This window comes from Tomitella gaofuii (genome assembly GCF_014126825.1).
GTDB lineage: Bacteria > Actinomycetota > Actinomycetes > Mycobacteriales > Mycobacteriaceae > Tomitella > Tomitella gaofuii.
In genome coordinates this window covers 2,619,872-2,636,083 of the sequence record NZ_CP059900.1, presented here as the reverse complement: position 1 = coordinate 2,636,083, position 16,212 = coordinate 2,619,872, and the positions used below count along the sequence as shown (strand labels likewise).

Here is a 16,212-nt window from a genome sequence, read left to right as displayed (position 1 = left end):
ATGCCGGTCCCGACACGCGAGCAGGTGATGGCGCTGCTGACCGAGCCCGTCCGGCGCGATGGGGCGGAGGTGGAGGACGTGGAGGTCACGGCCGCCGGCGCCAAGTCGGTGGTGCGCGTGATCCTCGACGCGGAAGACGGCCTGTCGCTCGACGATGTGGTCGAGTTCACCGACCTGGTCTCCGGGGTGCTCGACGGTGCGGACACGGGGCGGAGCCCGTATACGCTCGAGGTCACCTCACGGGGGGTCGACCGCCCGCTGACACTGCCCCGGCATTGGCGGCGCGCCCGCGGACGCCGCGCGGAGGTCCGCACGGACGAGGAGACGCTGATCGGGCGCGTCGGCGGGCTGGACACCGCGCAGGATCCCGCCGTCGTGGACCTGGTGGTCCCCGGCCGCGCTGGTCCGGCCGTGCGGCCGATCACGTTGGACCGCGTCGTCCGCGCCGTCGTGCAGGTGGAGTTCTCGAAGCCCGACCCGCGGGAGATCGCGCTTTCCGGGGGGCCGGCGGACACGGCGCCCGACGGCCCGCAGCGGGCCGTTCCGGGCACTGCAGCGAAGGAGAAGGACAAATGAATATCGATCTGGGTGCGCTCAACGCGCTGGAGCAGGAGAAGGAGATCCCCCGCGGCGCGATCCTCGACGCCCTGCGCACGGCGCTGCTCACGGCGTACAAGCACACGGCCGACCGGCACGACACCCGCGCGCACCCCGATGCGCGCATCGACATCGATGAGAAGACGGGCGCCGTGCGGGTCCTCGTGAAGGAGACCGACGACGACGGCAACCTCGTCTCGGAGTGGGACGACACCCCCGAGGGGTTCGGCCGCATCGCGGCGACGACCGCACGGCAGGTGATCCTGCAGCGCCTGCGGGACGCGGAGAACGAGAAGACCTACGGGGAGTTCTCGGCGCGTGAGGGCGAGATCGTCGGCGGAGTGGTGCAGCGCGATTCCGGGGCGAACGCGCGCGGCATGGTCGTCGTGCGCATCGGCGACGACACCGGCGCGGTGGAGGGCATCCTCCCGCAGGCGGAACAGGTTCCCGGCGAGACGTACGAGCACGGCGACCGCATCAAGTGCTACGTCGTCGGCGTGTCGCTGGGGCAGCGCGGCCCGCAGATCTCCCTGTCCCGCACGCACCCGAACCTCGTCCGCAAGCTGTTCGCATTGGAGGTCCCGGAGATCGACCGCGGCGAGGTCGAGATCTTCTCCGTGGCCAGGGAGGCGGGGCACCGCTCGAAGATCGCCGTGCATGCGACGGCCGACGGTCTCAACGCCAAAGGGGCGTGCATCGGCCCGGTGGGGCAGCGGGTGCGCAACGTCATGCGCGAGCTCGGTGACGAGAAGATCGACATCATCGATTTCGACGAGGATCCGGCGGTGTTCGTCGGCAACGCGCTGTCGCCGTCGAAGGTCGTCTCGGTGACGGTGGTGGATGCGGCGGCGAAGGCGGCGCGCGTGGTCGTCCCCGACTACCAACTGTCCCTCGCGATCGGCAAAGAAGGGCAGAACGCGCGGCTGGCGGCCCGGCTCACCGGCTGGCGGATCGACATCCGCAGCGACGCCGAGCCTGCGGTTCCGGCCGACGGCGCGCAGCAGCCCGAGGCGTCGCCGGTCACCGGTCCGGACGGGAGCGTGGCACGCGGATCCGAGCCGGGTTCGCCACTGACCGATCCGGAGCGGTAGACTCTCTGATGGCCCGATTCGGCACGGAAGCACGGCACCGGAGTGGCGAGAGCGCCGCGCCGGTGCGCACTTGTGTGGGATGTCGTGGTCGCGGGTTCAGGTCCGATCTGCTCCGGGTGGTGTTCCGTCCGGGGCGGGAGGCGAAAGCAGGCGTGAGCGCTCCGCATGATGCGGCTGCCGCGAGCGTCGTCCCCGACCCGCGGCGCAGGCTGCCGGGCCGCGGAGCGTGGATCCACCCCGCCTGGGAGTGCATGCGCGCTGCGGAGCGGCGGCGTGCATTCGCCCGGGCCTTGCGTGTACGGGGAAACCCGGACACGCGCCCGCTGGTCGAGTACATGGCGCAGACGGTGCCGGTGCGCGACGGGGCGGACGGTCGGTGACCGCGGAACCCCGCGGGCGATCGGCGCCGGGTGGCCGGGGCGGAGGAGTTCCGCCGCGGCCGCGAAGGCAAGAAGAAGGACCTCTTGAGAAGGACTGACTGAAACTCATGAGCACACCGTGAAGTACCAGCGATGAACGTCCATCGGTAACCCGGGGTCGTGCGGGCCTGAGCCGCTCGGCCTCACCAGTGAGGAGAGTAGTGGCAGGCAAGGCCCGCGTGCACGAGTTGGCCAAGGAACTCGGTGTCACAAGCAAGGAAGTTCTCGCCCGTCTTAAGGACCAGGGCGAGTTTGTCAAGTCCGCTTCGTCGACGGTGGAAGCGCCCGTCGCGCGGCGGCTCCGCCAATCATTCGATACGCCCGCGGGCGGGGCGGCGGCAGGCGGGGCGGTGAAGCCCGGTCCGAAGCCGGCCGCGCCGTCGCAGGGTGCGGCCCCCGCGGCCAAGCCGGCGGCCCCGAAGCCGGGCGGCGCCCCGGTGCCGTCGCCGTCGTCGTCGGCGCCGAAGCCCGGCCCCAAGCCGTCGGCGAAGCCCGCGGCGCCCGCCGCGCGGCAGGAGTCGGCGGCGCAGGAGCCCAAGCCTGCGCCGAAGCAGCAGCAGGGCCGGCCCGCGCCCGCCCAGCAGCATGCGAAGCCCGTGCCCAAGCCGGGCGCGCCCGCGCAGCAGCATGCGAAGCCGGTGCCGCCGCGTCGCGCGACCCCGCAGGCGCCGCGGCGTCCGCCGGTCAACAGGGCGCCGGCCCCAAGCCGGGTCCGCGCGCCCCGCGGGTGGGCAACAACCCGTACTCGACCGCGCCGCGTCCGGCACCGCGCCCGGGCGGTCCCCGCCCGGGGCCGGGGCAGGGGGGGCCGCGTCCGCCGCAGGGCGGTGCTGGCGGCCGTCCGCCCGCGGGCCAGGGCGGTCCGCGTCCGTCGCCTGCGTCGATGCCGAAGCGTCCGAGCCCGGGTGCGATGCCGCAGCGCGCGGCGCGCCCCCAGGGCGGGCGGCCCGGCCGTCCCGGTGCGGGCGGCGGCGGTCGCCCCGGGGCCGGCGGCGGGTTCCGCCCCGGTGGCGGTGGCGGCGGCGGGTTCCGCGGCCGCGGCCGTGGCGGGCGCGGCAACACCGCCGGCGCGTTCGGGCGTCCGGGCGGTGCACCGCGTCGCGGCCGCAAGTCGAAGCGGCAGAAGCGCCAGGAATACGACTCGATGCAGGCGCCCGCCGTCGGCGGCGTCAGGCTGCCGCGCGGCAACGGTGAGACCATCCGGCTCGCCCGCGGCGCATCGCTGTCGGACTTCGCGGACAAGATCGACGCGAACCCCGCAGCGCTCGTGCAGGCGTTGTTCAACCTCGGCGAGATGGTGACGGCGACCGCGTCCGTGGCGGACGAGACGCTGGAGCTGCTCGGTTCCGAGATGAACTACGTCGTCCAGGTCGTCAGCCCCGAGGACGAGGACCGCGAGCTGCTCGACAGCTTCGACCTCACCTTCGGAGAGGACGCGGGCACCGACGAGGACCTCGAACAGCGTCCCCCGGTGGTCACCGTCATGGGCCACGTCGATCACGGCAAGACCCGGCTGCTCGACACGATCCGCAAGGCCAACGTGGGTGAGGGCGAAGCCGGCGGCATCACCCAGCACATCGGCGCCTATCAGGTGGAGACCCACCTGGAGGGCAACGACCGTGTCATCACCTTCATCGACACCCCGGGCCACGAGGCGTTCACCGCCATGCGTGCCCGCGGTGCGCAGGCCACCGACATCGCGATCATCGTGGTGGCGGCCGACGACGGAGTGATGCCGCAGACGGTCGAGGCGATCAACCACGCCCAGGCCGCCGAGGTGCCCATCGTCGTCGCGGTCAACAAGATCGACAAGGAGGGCGCGGACCCGGCCAAGATCCGCGGTCAGATGACCGAGTACGGGCTGATCCCTGAGGAGTACGGCGGCGACAGCATGTTCGTCGACATCTCCGCCAAGCAGGGCCTGAACATCGACGAGCTGCTCGAGGCCGTGCTGCTGACGGCGGATGCGTCGCTGGACCTGCGGGCCAACCCGCACATGGAGGCTCAGGGCGTGGCGATCGAGGCGCACCTGGACCGTGGCCGCGGCCCGGTGGCCACCGTGCTCATCAAGCGCGGAACGCTGCGTGTCGGCGACTCGATCGTCGCCGGCGACGCCTACGGCCGCGTGCGCCGCATGGTCGACGAGAACGGCGACGACGTCGTCGAGGCGCTGCCGTCGCGACCGGTGCAGGTGGTGGGCTTCACCTCCGTCCCGGGTGCCGGCGACAACCTGCTGGTGGTCGATGAGGACCGCGTCGCCCGGCAGATCGCGGACAAGCGCAATGCGCGCAAGCGCAATGCTCTCGCCGCGCGTGGCCGCAAGCGCATCAGCCTCGAGGATCTGGATTCGGCGCTCAAGGAGCACAGCCAGCTCAACCTGATCATCAAGGGCGACAATTCGGGCACCGTCGAGGCGCTCGAGGAGGCGCTGCTGGGTATCGAGATCGACGACGAGGTGCAGCTGCGGGTCATCGACCGCGGCGTGGGCGCGGTGACGGAGACGAACGTCAACCTCGCCGCCGCCTCGGACGCGGTGATCCTCGGGTTCAACGTGCGCGCGGAGGGTAAGGCCACCGAGCTGGCCAACCGTGAGGGCGTGGACATCCGGTACTACTCGGTCATCTACCAGGCGATCGACGAGATCGAGTCGGCGCTCAAGGGCATGCTCAAGCCCGTGTACGAGGAAGTCGAGCTGGGCAAGGCGGAGATCCGGGCGATCTTCAAGTCGTCCAAGGTCGGCAACATCGCGGGTTGCATGGTCACCGAGGGCAGTGTGCGCCGCAACGGCAAGGCCAGGCTGGTCCGCGACGGCGCGGTGGTTTCGGAGAACGTCACCATCCAGTCGCTGCGGCGCGAGAAGGACGACGCCACCGAGGTCCGCGACGGGTTCGAATGCGGCATGACGCTGTCGTACTCGGACATCAAGGTGGGCGATATCATCGACACCTACGAGCTTCGGGAGAAGCCGCGGGACTGATCGGCGATAGAGCACGGGACCGGTGCGGGTGGCGCGAGGCGCGGCACCCGCACCGGTGCGTTCCCGGGCGGGGCACGGGCGACCGCCAGCGGAGCCGGCGTAGTGCTTTCGCCGTGCCCGGAGTAGAACATCAGGGACCCGGTGTGGAACATCGAGGACACCGCGGCCGCGGAGGCGGTCCGATCCGCCGGCGTCCCGGTGGTGCAGGTTTTCAGCGCAAGAAGGGTGAGGGTGATGGCAGATCACGCACGTGCCAGGAGGCTGGCGAAGAGGATCGGCGCGATCGTGGCCACGGCGATCCAACACGAGGTGAAGGACCCTCAGCTCGAGTACGTCACCATCACCGACACACGGGTCACCAACGATCTGCACGACGCCACCGTCTATTTCACCGTGCGCGGTGAGTCGGTGGACGCGGAGCCCGACGTGCAGGCGGCCACCGAGGCACTGGAACGGGCGAAGGGACAGTTGCGCACCCTCGTCGGTGCGGGCACGGGTGTGCGGTTCACGCCCACGCTGTCCTTCGTGGCGGACACGGTCCCGGACACCGCGCGGCGCATGGAGGAGCTGCTGGCGCGGGCGCGCGAGGCCGACGAGGCGGTGGCGCGCGGCGCGGTCGGTGCGCGCCCGGCCGGGGACGCCGACCCGTACCGCCGTCCCGCCGGCGAGGACACCGACGACGCCGCGGACGGTGCCGGGCCGGCCGGCGACGCGGGCTGAGTCGTGAGCACGGAGGTGGCGCGGCCGGTGGGGGCCGACGATGCGGCGCGTTTGCTGCGCGCGGCGTCCTCGGTCACCGTGCTCTCGCACGTCAACCCGGACGCGGACACGATCGGCAGCGCGCTGGCGCTGGCGCTCGCGCTCGAGCGTGCCGGAATACCGGTGCGCACGTCGTTCCCGGCGCCCCACCGGCTGCCCCGGTCGCTGACGCTGCTGCCCGGGACGCACCTGCTGTGCCCGCCGGAGGAAGTCCCCGCGGACAGTGCGGTGGCGGTGGCGGTGGACTGCAGCAGCAGCGACCGCCTCGGTGAACTCGCCGGTGTGCTTGACTCCTCCGGCACCGCGCTCGTGGTGGACCACCACAGCACGAACACGGGATTCGGCGACGTCGCACTGGTCGACCCGCAGGCCCAGTCGACCACCGTCATCGTCGAACGGATCCTGCGCGCGTGGGGCACGCCGGTGGATGCCGACATCGCCCAGTGCCTCTACGCCGGGCTCGTCACCGACACGGGCGGCCTGCGGCGGGCCGACACCGCCTCGCTGCGCTTGACCGCCGACCTGCTGGAGACCGGATTCGACGGCCCCGCGTTGCTGCGGGGCCTGATGGATTCGCATCCGTTCGCCTGGCTGCCGATGCTCGGCACGGTCCTGGCCCGCGCGCGCCTGGACCGGGAGGCGGTGGGGGGTCTCGGCATGGTCCACACGGCGATCCACCTCGAGGATGCCCGCGGTGTGGAGTGGGAAGAGGTGGAGAGCGTCATCGACATCGTGCGCACCAGCGACGAGGCCGAGGTCGCCGTGGTGCTCAAGGAAAGGCCCTCGCACGACGGCGCTCCACACGGGCTGTGGTCGGTGTCGCTCCGGTCGCGGGGGACGGTCGACGTCGCCGCCGTGGCGCGGGGCCTGGGCGGGGGCGGGCACCGGGCGGCTGCGGGCTATCCGGCGGCGGGCTCGCACGACGACGTGCTGGCGGAACTGCGTGCAGCCCTCGGCCGATGAGTCCGAGGCCGCGGGTGCACCGCCGGCCACGGATGCGCGCGCCGGAGGAGTCTCCGGCGGGGTGACCGAGCGCGGTCCCGGCCGCGTGACCGTCCGCCGGTTCCTCGCCCTCGCTCTGCCGGCGCTCGGCGTGCTGGCGGCCGAGCCGCTGTACTTGCTGCTGGATGTGGCGGTGGTGGGCCGGCTGGGCGCGGACGCGCTCGCCGGGCTCGCGCTGGGCGCGCTGGTGCTCAGCGTGGTGGGCAGCCAGCTGACGTTCCTGAGCTACGGCACCACGGCGCGGGCGGCGCGTCTGCACGGCGCGGGCGACCGCGCGGGGGCCGTGGGGGAGGGTGTGCAGGCCACGTGGCTCGCGGTCGGCGTCGGCGTGGTGCTGGCGGCCGCGGTGTTCGCGCTGGAGGGGCCGCTGCTGCGGTTGCTGGCCGGAGACGCCGCCATCGCCGGCGACGCGGTGCTGTGGTTGCGGATCGCCGTCCTGGGGGTGCCGGCGATCCTCGTTTCCATGGCAGGAAACGGCTGGATGCGCGGAGTGCAGGACACCGTTCGCCCGCTCGTGTGCGTGGTCGCCGGGTTCGCGGTGTCCGCCGTCCTGTGTCCCCTTCTCGTGTTCGGTGCGGCCGGGATGCCGGAGCTGGGGCTGGTCGGTTCGGCCGTGGCCAACCTGGTCGGGCAGACGGTGGCGGCCGCCGCGTTCCTGGTCCTGCTGTGGCGGGAACGGCGGGTGGTGGGCATCGGCCTGCGTCCGCGGTGGACGGTGATGCGCGCGCAGGCGGGAATGGCGCGCGACCTCATCCTGCGCAGCCTCGGCTTCCAGGCCTGCTTCTTGTCCGCGGCCGCCGTAGCGGCGCGGTTCGGCGCACCGTCGCTCGCGGCGCACCAGGTGGTGCTGCAATTGTGGAACTTCCTCACGCTCGTCCTCGACTCGCTGGCCATCGCGGCACAGGCGCTGGTGGGCGCGGCGCTCGGCGGCGGCCGGGTGGCGGGCGCCCGTGCGCTCGCCTGGCGGATCACGCGCTGGTCGGCCTCGCTTTCGGTGCTGCTGGCCGCGCTGTTCGCGGCAGGGTACGCGGCGGTGCCGGCGGTCTTCACGGACGACCCCGCTGTGCTCGGCCGGATCGGGAGCGTGTGGTGGCTGTTCGTGGCGCTGATCCCGCTGGGCGGCGTCGTCTTCGCGCTCGACGGCGTGCTGCTCGGCGCCGGGGACGCGCGGTTCCTGCGCACGGCCACGCTCCTCGGCGCGCTGGGCGGCTTCCTGCCGATCATCTGGGCCTCCCTCGTCTGGGACTGGGGCCTGCGCGGCATATGGTGTGGGCTGGTGGCGTTCCTCGTGGTGCGGCTCGGCGCGGTCGTGGCCCGGGCCGCGTCGGGCGGGTGGGCGGTACCCGGGTCGGCCCCGGCGTAGCGCGCCGGCACAGGCACAGCCCGCGAGGCGGGCACGGCGAACGGAGGAGGACGCGTGGGGCGATTGCTCGCGGTCAGTGATCTGCACGTGGGCCACCGGGGCAACAGGCCGGTGACGGACGGGCTCCGGCCCGGCGCGGACGACGATTGGCTCATCGTCGCCGGGGACGTGGCCGAGCGCACCGACGAGGTGGCCGAGACCCTCGAGCTGTTGGCGGGCAGGTTCGCCAAAGTCATCTGGACGCCCGGCAACCACGAGCTGTGGACCACCGCCAAGGACCCGGTGCAGCTGCACGGGGTGGACCTGTACGAGCGGCTGGTGCGCGACTGCCGGGAGATCGGCGTCGTCACCCCCGAGGACCCGTACCCGGTGTGGGAGGGCGACGGCGGACCGGCCACCGTCGTGCCGATGTTCCTGCTCTACGACTACAGCTGGCTGCCCACCGGTGCGGCGGACAAGACCGCGGGGCTGGCGGAGGGCCGCGCACGCGGCGTGGTCGCCACCGACGAATTCCTGCTTTCGCCGCAGCCGTACGCCACCCGGGAGGCCTGGTGCGCGGCGCGCGTGCGCGAGACGAGGCGCCGCCTCGACGCGCTGGACCCGGGCCTGCCGACGGTCCTGGTCAACCACTTTCCGCTGGTGCGCGAGCCGACGCACGTGCTCATGCACCCCGAGTTCGCCATGTGGTGCGGCACCGACGAGACGGCGGACTGGCACCGGCGCTACCGGGCGGTGTGCGCCGTCTACGGGCACCTGCACATTCCGCGCACCACGTATTACGACGGCGTGCGATTCGAGGAGGTGTCGGTGGGATACCCGCGTGAATGGCGTCGGCGCGGCCTGCAGGAGCCGGTGCTGCGTCAGATCCTCCCCGAACCGCGGTACGGCCCCGGCGATCTCAACAAGTGGGGCGGACACTTTCCGGTCAGCGCACGCCAGGAGGCCGAGTTCGAGCGGCTCAAGGCGAGGCTGCGCGGATGATCGAGGAGATCCTGCCGCGGGGAATCGAGGCCGCCGAGCTTTTCGCGGACCCGCCGGACGTCGCGCTGTTCCCCGCGGAGGAGCAGCAGATCTCGCGCGCCGTGGCACGCCGCCGTGCCGAGTACGCGAGCGTCCGTCACTGCGCACGCACGGCCATGGGGCGTCTCGGCGTGGAGCCCGTCGCCCTGCCCAAGGGCGACAAGGGCGCGCCGCGCTGGCCGCGGGGCATCGTCGGCAGCATGACGCACACGTCCGGATATCGCGCGGCTGCACTAGGATTCGCGCTGCAGGTGCGGTCGGTGGGCATCGACGCGGAGCAGAACGGCCCGCTGCCGGACGGTGTGCTCGCGTCGGTGAGCCTGCCCGCGGAACGGGACCGCATCGCGCGCGACTCCGCCACGGATCCGCAGGTCCCGTGGGACAGGCTGCTCTTCAGTGCCAAGGAGGCCACCTACAAGGCGTGGTTCCCGCTGACCCGGAGGTGGCTCGGTTTCGAGGACGCCGACATCACCGTCGCGGCCGACGGTCCGGCCGACGAGGGCGGCGCCGTGACGGGGACGTTCTGCACGCGCATCCTCGTGCCCGGGCACACCGTCGACGGCGGACGGCTCGACACGCTCCACGGACGGTGGATCGCGGCCGGCGGGTTGGTGGTCACCGCTGTCGTCGTGGTGTAATTCTGCGCTGTGTCCAAGCGTGGGAAATCTCAGGCCGGCCTGGCGGACGCCGGGCTCGTCATCGTCGACAAACCCGAGGGGGCGACGAGTCACGACGTGGTGGCGCGGTGCCGCAAGGCGTTCGGCACGCGTCGCGTAGGCCATGCGGGGACGTTGGACCCGATGGCGACGGGCGTGCTCGTCATCGGGATCGAGCGTGCCACCAAGCTGCTGGGCCTGCTGGCGCTCACCACCAAGTCCTACACCGCCACCATTCGGCTGGGCTATGCGACGAGCACGGACGACGCCACCGGAGACCGGGTGGGCGGCGCGCCGGCGCACGGCGTGGGCGTCGTCGACTACGAGTCCGCGGCACAGCGGTTGCGGGGGACGATCCAGCAGGTCCCCTCCAGCGTGTCCGCCATCAAGATCGGAGGGCGGCGGGCGCACGCGCTGATCCGGGACGGCGCGGATGTCTCCATCCCCGCCCGGCAGGTGACGGTGCAGCGCTTCGACATCGTCGCCGAGCGCCGCAGCGGCGACGTGCTGGACCTCGACGTGGAGGTGGACTGCAGCTCCGGGACCTACGTGCGCGCATTGGCCCGCGATCTCGGTGCCGCGCTGGGCGTGGGCGGGCACCTCACCGCGCTGCGGCGCACCCGGGTGGGTCCGTTCCGCGTCGAGGACGCGCGCCCGCTCGTCGACGTCCAGGCGGCGCCATCGATCGGGCTCGGCATGGACGACGCCGTCCGCACGGCCTTCCCCCTGCGCGATATCTCGGCGGCGGAGGCCGAATCGATCAGCCAGGGGCGGTGGCTCGAGCCGGTGGGGATGAAGGGCACCTACGGGGTGGTCGACCCGGACGGACGCGTGATCGCGCTGGTCAAGGAGAGCGGGCGGCGCGCCGCCTCGGTGATGGTGGTGCGCCCGGCGACGCTGCGGTGACCGTGATGCTGCGGTGACCGGCGCGGGCCGAGCTATCGGGACGGCTGCGGATCCGCCGGTTGCCGCACCAGCCAGATCGCGTCGGCCGCAGGGCGGCCCAGCTCGACTGTGCGGCCGGTGCCGGCGTCGCGGGAGCCGTGCACCCGCACGGAGATCGTGCCGGCGAAGTCGCGGTGTTCGAGGACCTGAAGCACGACGCCGGGCGCGATGCCGAGTCCGTCGAAGTAGCGGAGCATGTCGGGGTGTTCGTCGGAGATGCGGGTGATCGACCCCGACGCGCCGCCGGCCAGGTCCGTCAGCCGCAGGCCGGGGATCTGCGGCAGGGTCCCGTCCGCCCGGGGGATGGGATCGCCGTGCGGGTCGCGCTCGGGATGGCCCAGCTTGGCGTCGATGCGGGAGACCAGCACGTCCGACACCGCGTGCTCGAGCACCTCGGCCTCGTCGTGCACCTCCGCCCAGCTGTAGTCGAGCTCGCGCACCAGGAAAGTCTCGATCAGCCGGTGGCGGCGGACCATCGCCAGCGCCGCGGCGCGGCCGGCCGGAGTCAGCGTGATCGCGCCGTAGCGCACGTGGTCCACCAGGTGCTGGTCGGCGAGCCTGCGCACCGTCTCCGACACCGTCGACGCCGCGGAGCCCAACCGCTCGGCCAGCAGCTTCGTGGACATCGGCTCGTCGTCCCATTCGGTCGCCGTCCAGATGACCTTCAGGTAGTCCTGCGCCACGGGCGTGAGGGCGGCGGCCGGATTGTCCGCGGCGGTGCGGCCGCGGGCCGAGGGCGATTCCGGCGCCGCGGGGTCCTCGGCGCGCGCCCGCAGGGCGGGGTCGGCGGGAGTGGGTGCAATGGCGTCGTCGGTCATCGGAGTCGAGCCTATGCGGTGGCGCCGCGCGTGCCCACCGCAGGCCGCGGGAGCGGTGGTCGTGACCCGACGTAGGATTCGTGCCGTGTTGAAGTGGCGAGGACTCGACGACATCCCCGCGGACTGGGGCCGGTGCGTGGTCACGATCGGCGTGTTCGACGGGGTGCACCGCGGGCACCGCGAGCTGATCGGCGCCGCCGTGGAGGCGGCGCGGCGGCGCGGCATCCGCTCGGTGCTGATGACCTTCGACCCGCACCCGTCCGAGGTGATCCGGCCGGGCAGCCACCCCGCGCAGTTGAGCACCCTGGCCCGCCGCGCCGAACTCGCGGGCGAACTCGGCATCGACGTGTTCTTCGTGCTGCCGTTCAACCAGGAGCTCTCGAAGCTCTCGCCCGAGCGCTTCGTGCACGAGCTGCTGGTGGAGCGCCTGCACGTCGCCGAGGTCGTGGTGGGCGACAACTTCGGGTTCGGGCACAAGGCGGCGGGCGACCTCGCGGTGCTCACAGAGCTCGGTGAGCGCTTCGGGTTCACCGTCCGCGGCGTGCCGCTGCTCTCGGAGGACGAAGTGACGGTGTCGTCGACGTACGTGCGCTCGTGCGTGGCGGCGGGCGACGTGGAGGCGGCCCGTGCGGCGTTGGGGCGCCCGCACCGGGTCGAGGGCGTGGTGGTGCGGGGGCAGCGGCGCGGACGCGACCTGGGCTATCCGACGGCGAACGTCGACAGCGCCCCGTTCACCGCGATCCCCGCCGACGGCGTGTACGCCGCATGGTTCACCCGGTACGGCTACGACACCGGCGGCGACGCTCTCGCGGCCGGCGTGCCGTACCCGGCCGCGGTGTCGGTGGGGACCAACCCCACCTTCTCCGGGCAGGTCCGGACGGTCGAGGCCTTCGTCCTGGACAAGGACGTCGACCTGTACGGCCAGCACGTCGCCGTCGATTTCGTCGCACGGGTCCGCCCGATGGAGCCGTTCGACTCGGTCGAGGCGCTCATCGAGGCGATGGACGGCGACGTGGAGCGTGCGCGCACTGCGCTCGCCGCGGACGGCGCTTCGAGCTGAGCCGCCTCGACGGGCCGGATGGGCCCGCGCGACGCGGTGGTAGACTCTCGCGCTGGCGTGGCTGCGGTTCGCGGTGGCTGCGCCGCCGGACCGTGCGCGGGGTCCCGGATCGCCCAGGCCGGAGGCAGGGGGAGCGGGGTGTCGCGGCAGGCCGGCATCACGTGCGCGGACCATAGTGATCAGGAGCATCTCCGTGGCATTGACCACCGATGAGAAGAAGCAGGTCCTCACCGAGTACGGCCTGCACGGGACGGACACCGGGTCGCCGGAGGCGCAGGTCGCGTTGCTGACCAAGCGCATCGTCGGGCTCACCGAGCACCTCAAGGAGCACAAGCACGACCACCACTCGCGTCGTGGCCTGCTCCTGCTGGTCGGCCGCCGTCGCCGCCTGCTCAAGTACCTCCAGCAGGTGGACATCAACCGGTACCGCTCGCTGATCGAGCGTCTGGGGCTGCGCCGCTGAGCCTCCCCGGCCGGATCGCGTAGGCCGCGGGCCCGCCGCCGCACGGTGGCGGGCCCGCGGTCCCGTGCGCGCCGTTCCCGGCGCGCACGGGACCGGGGAGTGTCGCCGTCCGTGGCGCGCCGTCCCCCTCGCGGGGGCGGCGGTGGTAACGTCGGACCAGGTTCGGCCGGTTTCCGGCACGTGCCGCGTCCGAGTCCGGCGACAGCCGGCGCCGGACTCGCGGCGAACGGACCCGGAAGTTGTGGCCGCTCGATGACGAGTCGGCCTGGATACGCTACGAGCCGACGACAATTTCATCGACCCAGTACTGGCCACCAGCGCTGTCGCCGACCAGGCAGCCCGGCCGCACGGTCCCCGCGGGGAGCGGACGGCGGCGGTTGCCCGCCGGGGGGTGGAATCCCCACGGCGCGGCGGACACCGGCATTCCGGTTCGCCGGATCCACCCGTGTGCGTGCGGCTGGTCCTCGGTAGTGGCCGCCGGACGCGTTGCATCGCGCCGGGCACGGGCCGGGCATCCGCTGCCCACCGTGCCGGAATGCGCGCAGCACCGGCTCCGACGGCTTCGATCGACGACCTCCGCTCCGACCGCACCGGGTGCACGGGATCCGACGTACCGCATCCGGCACGCGGCGTCCGGCGGCGCAAGCGCAGCATCCTGTCCACCGCACGCACAGAGCCGGCGGGTGGGCACCACACGAGAAGAGAGTTCATGAGCGAAAACGATTACCTCGATGAAGGCGTGTACGAGGCGACCGCCGTCATCGACAACGGGTCCTTCGGCACCCGCACCATCCGCTTCGAGACGGGCCGGCTGGCCAAGCAGGCCGCCGGCTCGGTCGTGGCATACCTGGACGAGGAGACGATGCTGCTGTCGGCCACCACGGCCTCCAAGCAGCCCAAGGACAACCTCGACTTCTTCCCGCTCACCGTGGACGTCGAGGAGCGGATGTATGCCGCGGGCCGCATCCCCGGGTCGTTCTTCCGCCGCGAGGGCCGCCCGTCCACGGACGCGATCCTCACCTGCCGTCTGATCGACCGCCCGCTGCGCCCCACCTTCACCGAGGGCCTGCGCAACGAGATCCAGGTCGTCATCACGGTGATGAGCCTGAACCCGCAGGATCAGTACGACGTGGTCGCCATCAACGCGGCGTCCGCGTCGACGCAGATCGCGGGCCTGCCGTTCTCCGGCCCGGTGGGCGGCGTGCGCGTCGCGCTCGTCACCTCCGAGGCCAACCCGGCCGGACAGTGGGTCGCGTTCCCCACCGTCGAGCAGCTCGAGAACTCCGTGTTCAACATGGTGGTCGCGGGCCGCATCGTCACGCCCGCCAGCGGGTCCACCCCGGCGGACGTCGCCATCATGATGGTCGAGGCCGGCGCCAGCGACCACGCGATCAGCCAGATCGATGCGGGCGCCCAGGCCCCCAACGAGGCGGTCGTCGCCCAGGGGCTCGAGGCGGCCAAGCCGTTCATCGCCGAGCTGTGCCGCGCCCAGCAGGAGCTCGCGGCGTCGGCGGCCAAGCCCACCGGCGACTACCCGCTGTTCCCCGCCTACCAGGACGATGTCTTCGCGGCAGTGGAGGCCGCCGCGGCGGACAAGCTGTCGCAGGCGCTGACCATCGCCGGCAAGCAGGAGCGCGACGACCGCACCGACGAGATCAAGGCGGAGCTGCTCGAGGCCGTCGGCCCGCAGTTCGAGGGCCGCGAGAAGGAGATCGGCGCCGCGTTCCGGTCGCTCACCAAGCAGCTGGTGCGCCGCCGGATCATCACCGACCACTTCCGCATCGACGGCCGCGGCATCACCGACATCCGCTCGCTGTCCGCCGAGGTGGCCGTGGTGCCGCGGGCGCACGGCAGCGCGCTGTTCGAGCGCGGCGAGACGCAGATCATGGGCGTCACGACGCTGGACATGGTCAAAATGGCCCAACAGATCGACTCGCTGGGGCCGGAGAAGTCCAAGCGTTACATGCACCACTACAACTTCCCGCCGTACTCCACCGGTGAGACCGGACGCGTCGGTTCGCCCAAGCGCCGCGAGATCGGCCACGGCGCGCTCGCCGAGCGGGCGCTGATCCCGGTGCTGCCCAGCGTCGAGGAGTTCCCCTACGCCATCCGCCAGGTCTCCGAGGCGCTCGGGTCCAACGGGTCGACGTCCATGGGCTCGGTGTGCGCGTCCACGCTCGGCCTGTTCAACGCGGGCGTGCCGCTGAAGGCGCCGGTCGCGGGCATCGCGATGGGCCTGGTGTCCGACGAGGTGGACGGCGAGACCCGCTACGTGGCGCTCACCGACATCCTCGGCGCCGAGGACGCCTTCGGCGACATGGACTTCAAGGTCGCCGGCACCAAGGACTTCGTCACCGCCCTGCAGCTGGACACCAAGCTCGACGGCATCCCGTCGCAGGTGCTGGCGGGTGCGCTGACCCAGGCCAAGGACGCGCGCCTGACCATCCTGGACGTCATGGCCGAGGCCATCGACGGCCCGGACGAGATGAGCCCGTACGCGCCGCGCGTCACCACGGTCAAGGTCCCGGTGGACAAGATCGGCGAGGTGATCGGGCCCAAGGGCAAGATGATCAACTCGATCACCGAGGAGACCGGCGCCAACATCTCCATCGAGGACGACGGCACGGTGTACGTGGGCGCCGCGGACGGCCCGTCCGCGGAGGCGGCGATCGACAAGATCAACGCCATCGCCAACCCGCAGCTGCCCAAGGTGGGCGAGCGCTTCCTCGGCACGGTGGTGAAGACCACCGCGTTCGGCGCGTTCGTCTCGCTGCTGCCGGGGCGCGACGGCCTGGTGCACATCTCCAAGCTCGGCCAGGGCAAGCGCGTGAACAAGGTCGAGGACGTCGTGAACGTGGGCACCAAGATCCGCGTGGAGATCGCCGACATCGATAACCGCGGCAAGATCAGCCTCGTCCCCGTGGACGAGAACGACGCCGATCAGCCGGCCGACGCGGCAACGGCGGAGGCCTCCGCTGAGTAGCACGACGACAGACGCCCTGAGGGGCCTCCCAGGCGAAGACCGGGAGGCCCCTCAGGGCG

The 16,212-nt window shown here is 72.3% G+C and carries 13 protein-coding genes and 1 pseudogene; 13 read left to right on the top strand and 1 reads right to left on the bottom strand.

What is annotated here, in order from left to right:
• From rimP to truB, 10 genes and pseudogenes are all read left to right on the top strand, one after another.
• Nucleotides 1-576, top strand: a complete 576-nt coding sequence (rimP, locus tag H4F70_RS12250; RefSeq protein ID WP_182349117.1) for a ribosome maturation factor RimP — start codon at nt 1-3, stop codon at nt 574-576.
• Nucleotides 573-1,688 (top strand): transcription termination factor NusA, encoded by a 1,116-nt coding sequence (nusA, locus tag H4F70_RS12245; RefSeq protein WP_182357399.1) that lies wholly within the window; start codon nt 573-575, stop codon nt 1,686-1,688. The genes rimP and nusA overlap by 4 nt, the downstream gene beginning before the upstream one ends.
• Before the next feature lie 8 nt (nt 1,689-1,696).
• Nucleotides 1,697-2,068 (top strand): YlxR family protein, encoded by a 372-nt coding sequence (locus tag H4F70_RS12240; protein WP_182357398.1) that lies wholly within the window; start codon nt 1,697-1,699, stop codon nt 2,066-2,068.
• 200 nt (nt 2,069-2,268) lie between these two features.
• A pseudogene (gene infB / locus H4F70_RS12235) lies at nt 2,269-5,084 on the top strand (translation initiation factor IF-2).
• A gap of 234 nt (nt 5,085-5,318) precedes the next feature.
• On the top strand, nt 5,319-5,804 hold the full coding sequence (gene rbfA / locus H4F70_RS12230) for a 30S ribosome-binding factor RbfA (RefSeq protein WP_182349436.1): 486 nt from the start codon (nt 5,319-5,321) through the stop codon (nt 5,802-5,804).
• Nucleotides 5,805-5,807: 3 nt separating this feature from the next.
• A complete protein-coding gene (locus tag H4F70_RS20605; protein ID WP_235681076.1) occupies nt 5,808-6,806 on the top strand; it encodes a DHH family phosphoesterase in 999 nt (332 codons plus the stop codon).
• Nucleotides 6,807-6,867: 61 nt separating this feature from the next.
• Nucleotides 6,868-8,208: an MATE family efflux transporter gene (locus tag H4F70_RS12225; RefSeq protein ID WP_235681075.1), complete on the top strand. Its 1,341-nt coding sequence runs from the start codon at nt 6,868-6,870 to the stop codon at nt 8,206-8,208.
• A gap of 54 nt (nt 8,209-8,262) precedes the next feature.
• Nucleotides 8,263-9,189, top strand: coding sequence for a metallophosphoesterase family protein (locus H4F70_RS12220; RefSeq protein WP_182357396.1), 927 nt, complete (start codon nt 8,263-8,265; stop codon nt 9,187-9,189).
• Entirely contained in the window at nt 9,186-9,866 is a 681-nt protein-coding gene (locus tag H4F70_RS12215) for a 4'-phosphopantetheinyl transferase family protein (protein WP_182357395.1), read from the top strand. Before H4F70_RS12220 ends, H4F70_RS12215 begins: the two co-directional genes overlap by 4 nt.
• A gap of 9 nt (nt 9,867-9,875) precedes the next feature.
• Complete coding sequence (truB, locus tag H4F70_RS12210) at nt 9,876-10,790, top strand: tRNA pseudouridine(55) synthase TruB (RefSeq protein WP_182357394.1); 915 nt, start codon at nt 9,876-9,878, stop codon at nt 10,788-10,790.
• Between the two features lie 32 nt (nt 10,791-10,822).
• Here the strand turns inward: truB and H4F70_RS12205 are convergent, their stop codons facing one another.
• The gene (locus H4F70_RS12205; protein WP_182357393.1) at nt 10,823-11,647 is read right to left on the bottom strand and encodes a metal-dependent transcriptional regulator; all 825 of its coding nucleotides are present in this window, start codon (nt 11,645-11,647) and stop codon (nt 10,823-10,825) included.
• Between the two features lie 85 nt (nt 11,648-11,732).
• On the opposite strand from H4F70_RS12205, the gene H4F70_RS12200 reads away from it, so the two are divergent.
• From H4F70_RS12200 to H4F70_RS12190, 3 genes are all read left to right on the top strand, one after another.
• A complete protein-coding gene (locus tag H4F70_RS12200) occupies nt 11,733-12,707 on the top strand; it encodes a bifunctional riboflavin kinase/FAD synthetase (RefSeq protein WP_182357392.1) in 975 nt (324 codons plus the stop codon).
• 193 nt (nt 12,708-12,900) lie between these two features.
• Complete coding sequence (gene rpsO, locus H4F70_RS12195; RefSeq protein WP_182349443.1) at nt 12,901-13,170, top strand: 30S ribosomal protein S15; 270 nt, start codon at nt 12,901-12,903, stop codon at nt 13,168-13,170.
• Nucleotides 13,171-13,879: 709 nt separating this feature from the next.
• Nucleotides 13,880-16,153, top strand: a complete 2,274-nt coding sequence (locus H4F70_RS12190) for a polyribonucleotide nucleotidyltransferase (RefSeq protein WP_182357391.1) — start codon at nt 13,880-13,882, stop codon at nt 16,151-16,153.
• The last annotated feature ends 59 nt before the right edge of the window (nt 16,154-16,212 follow it).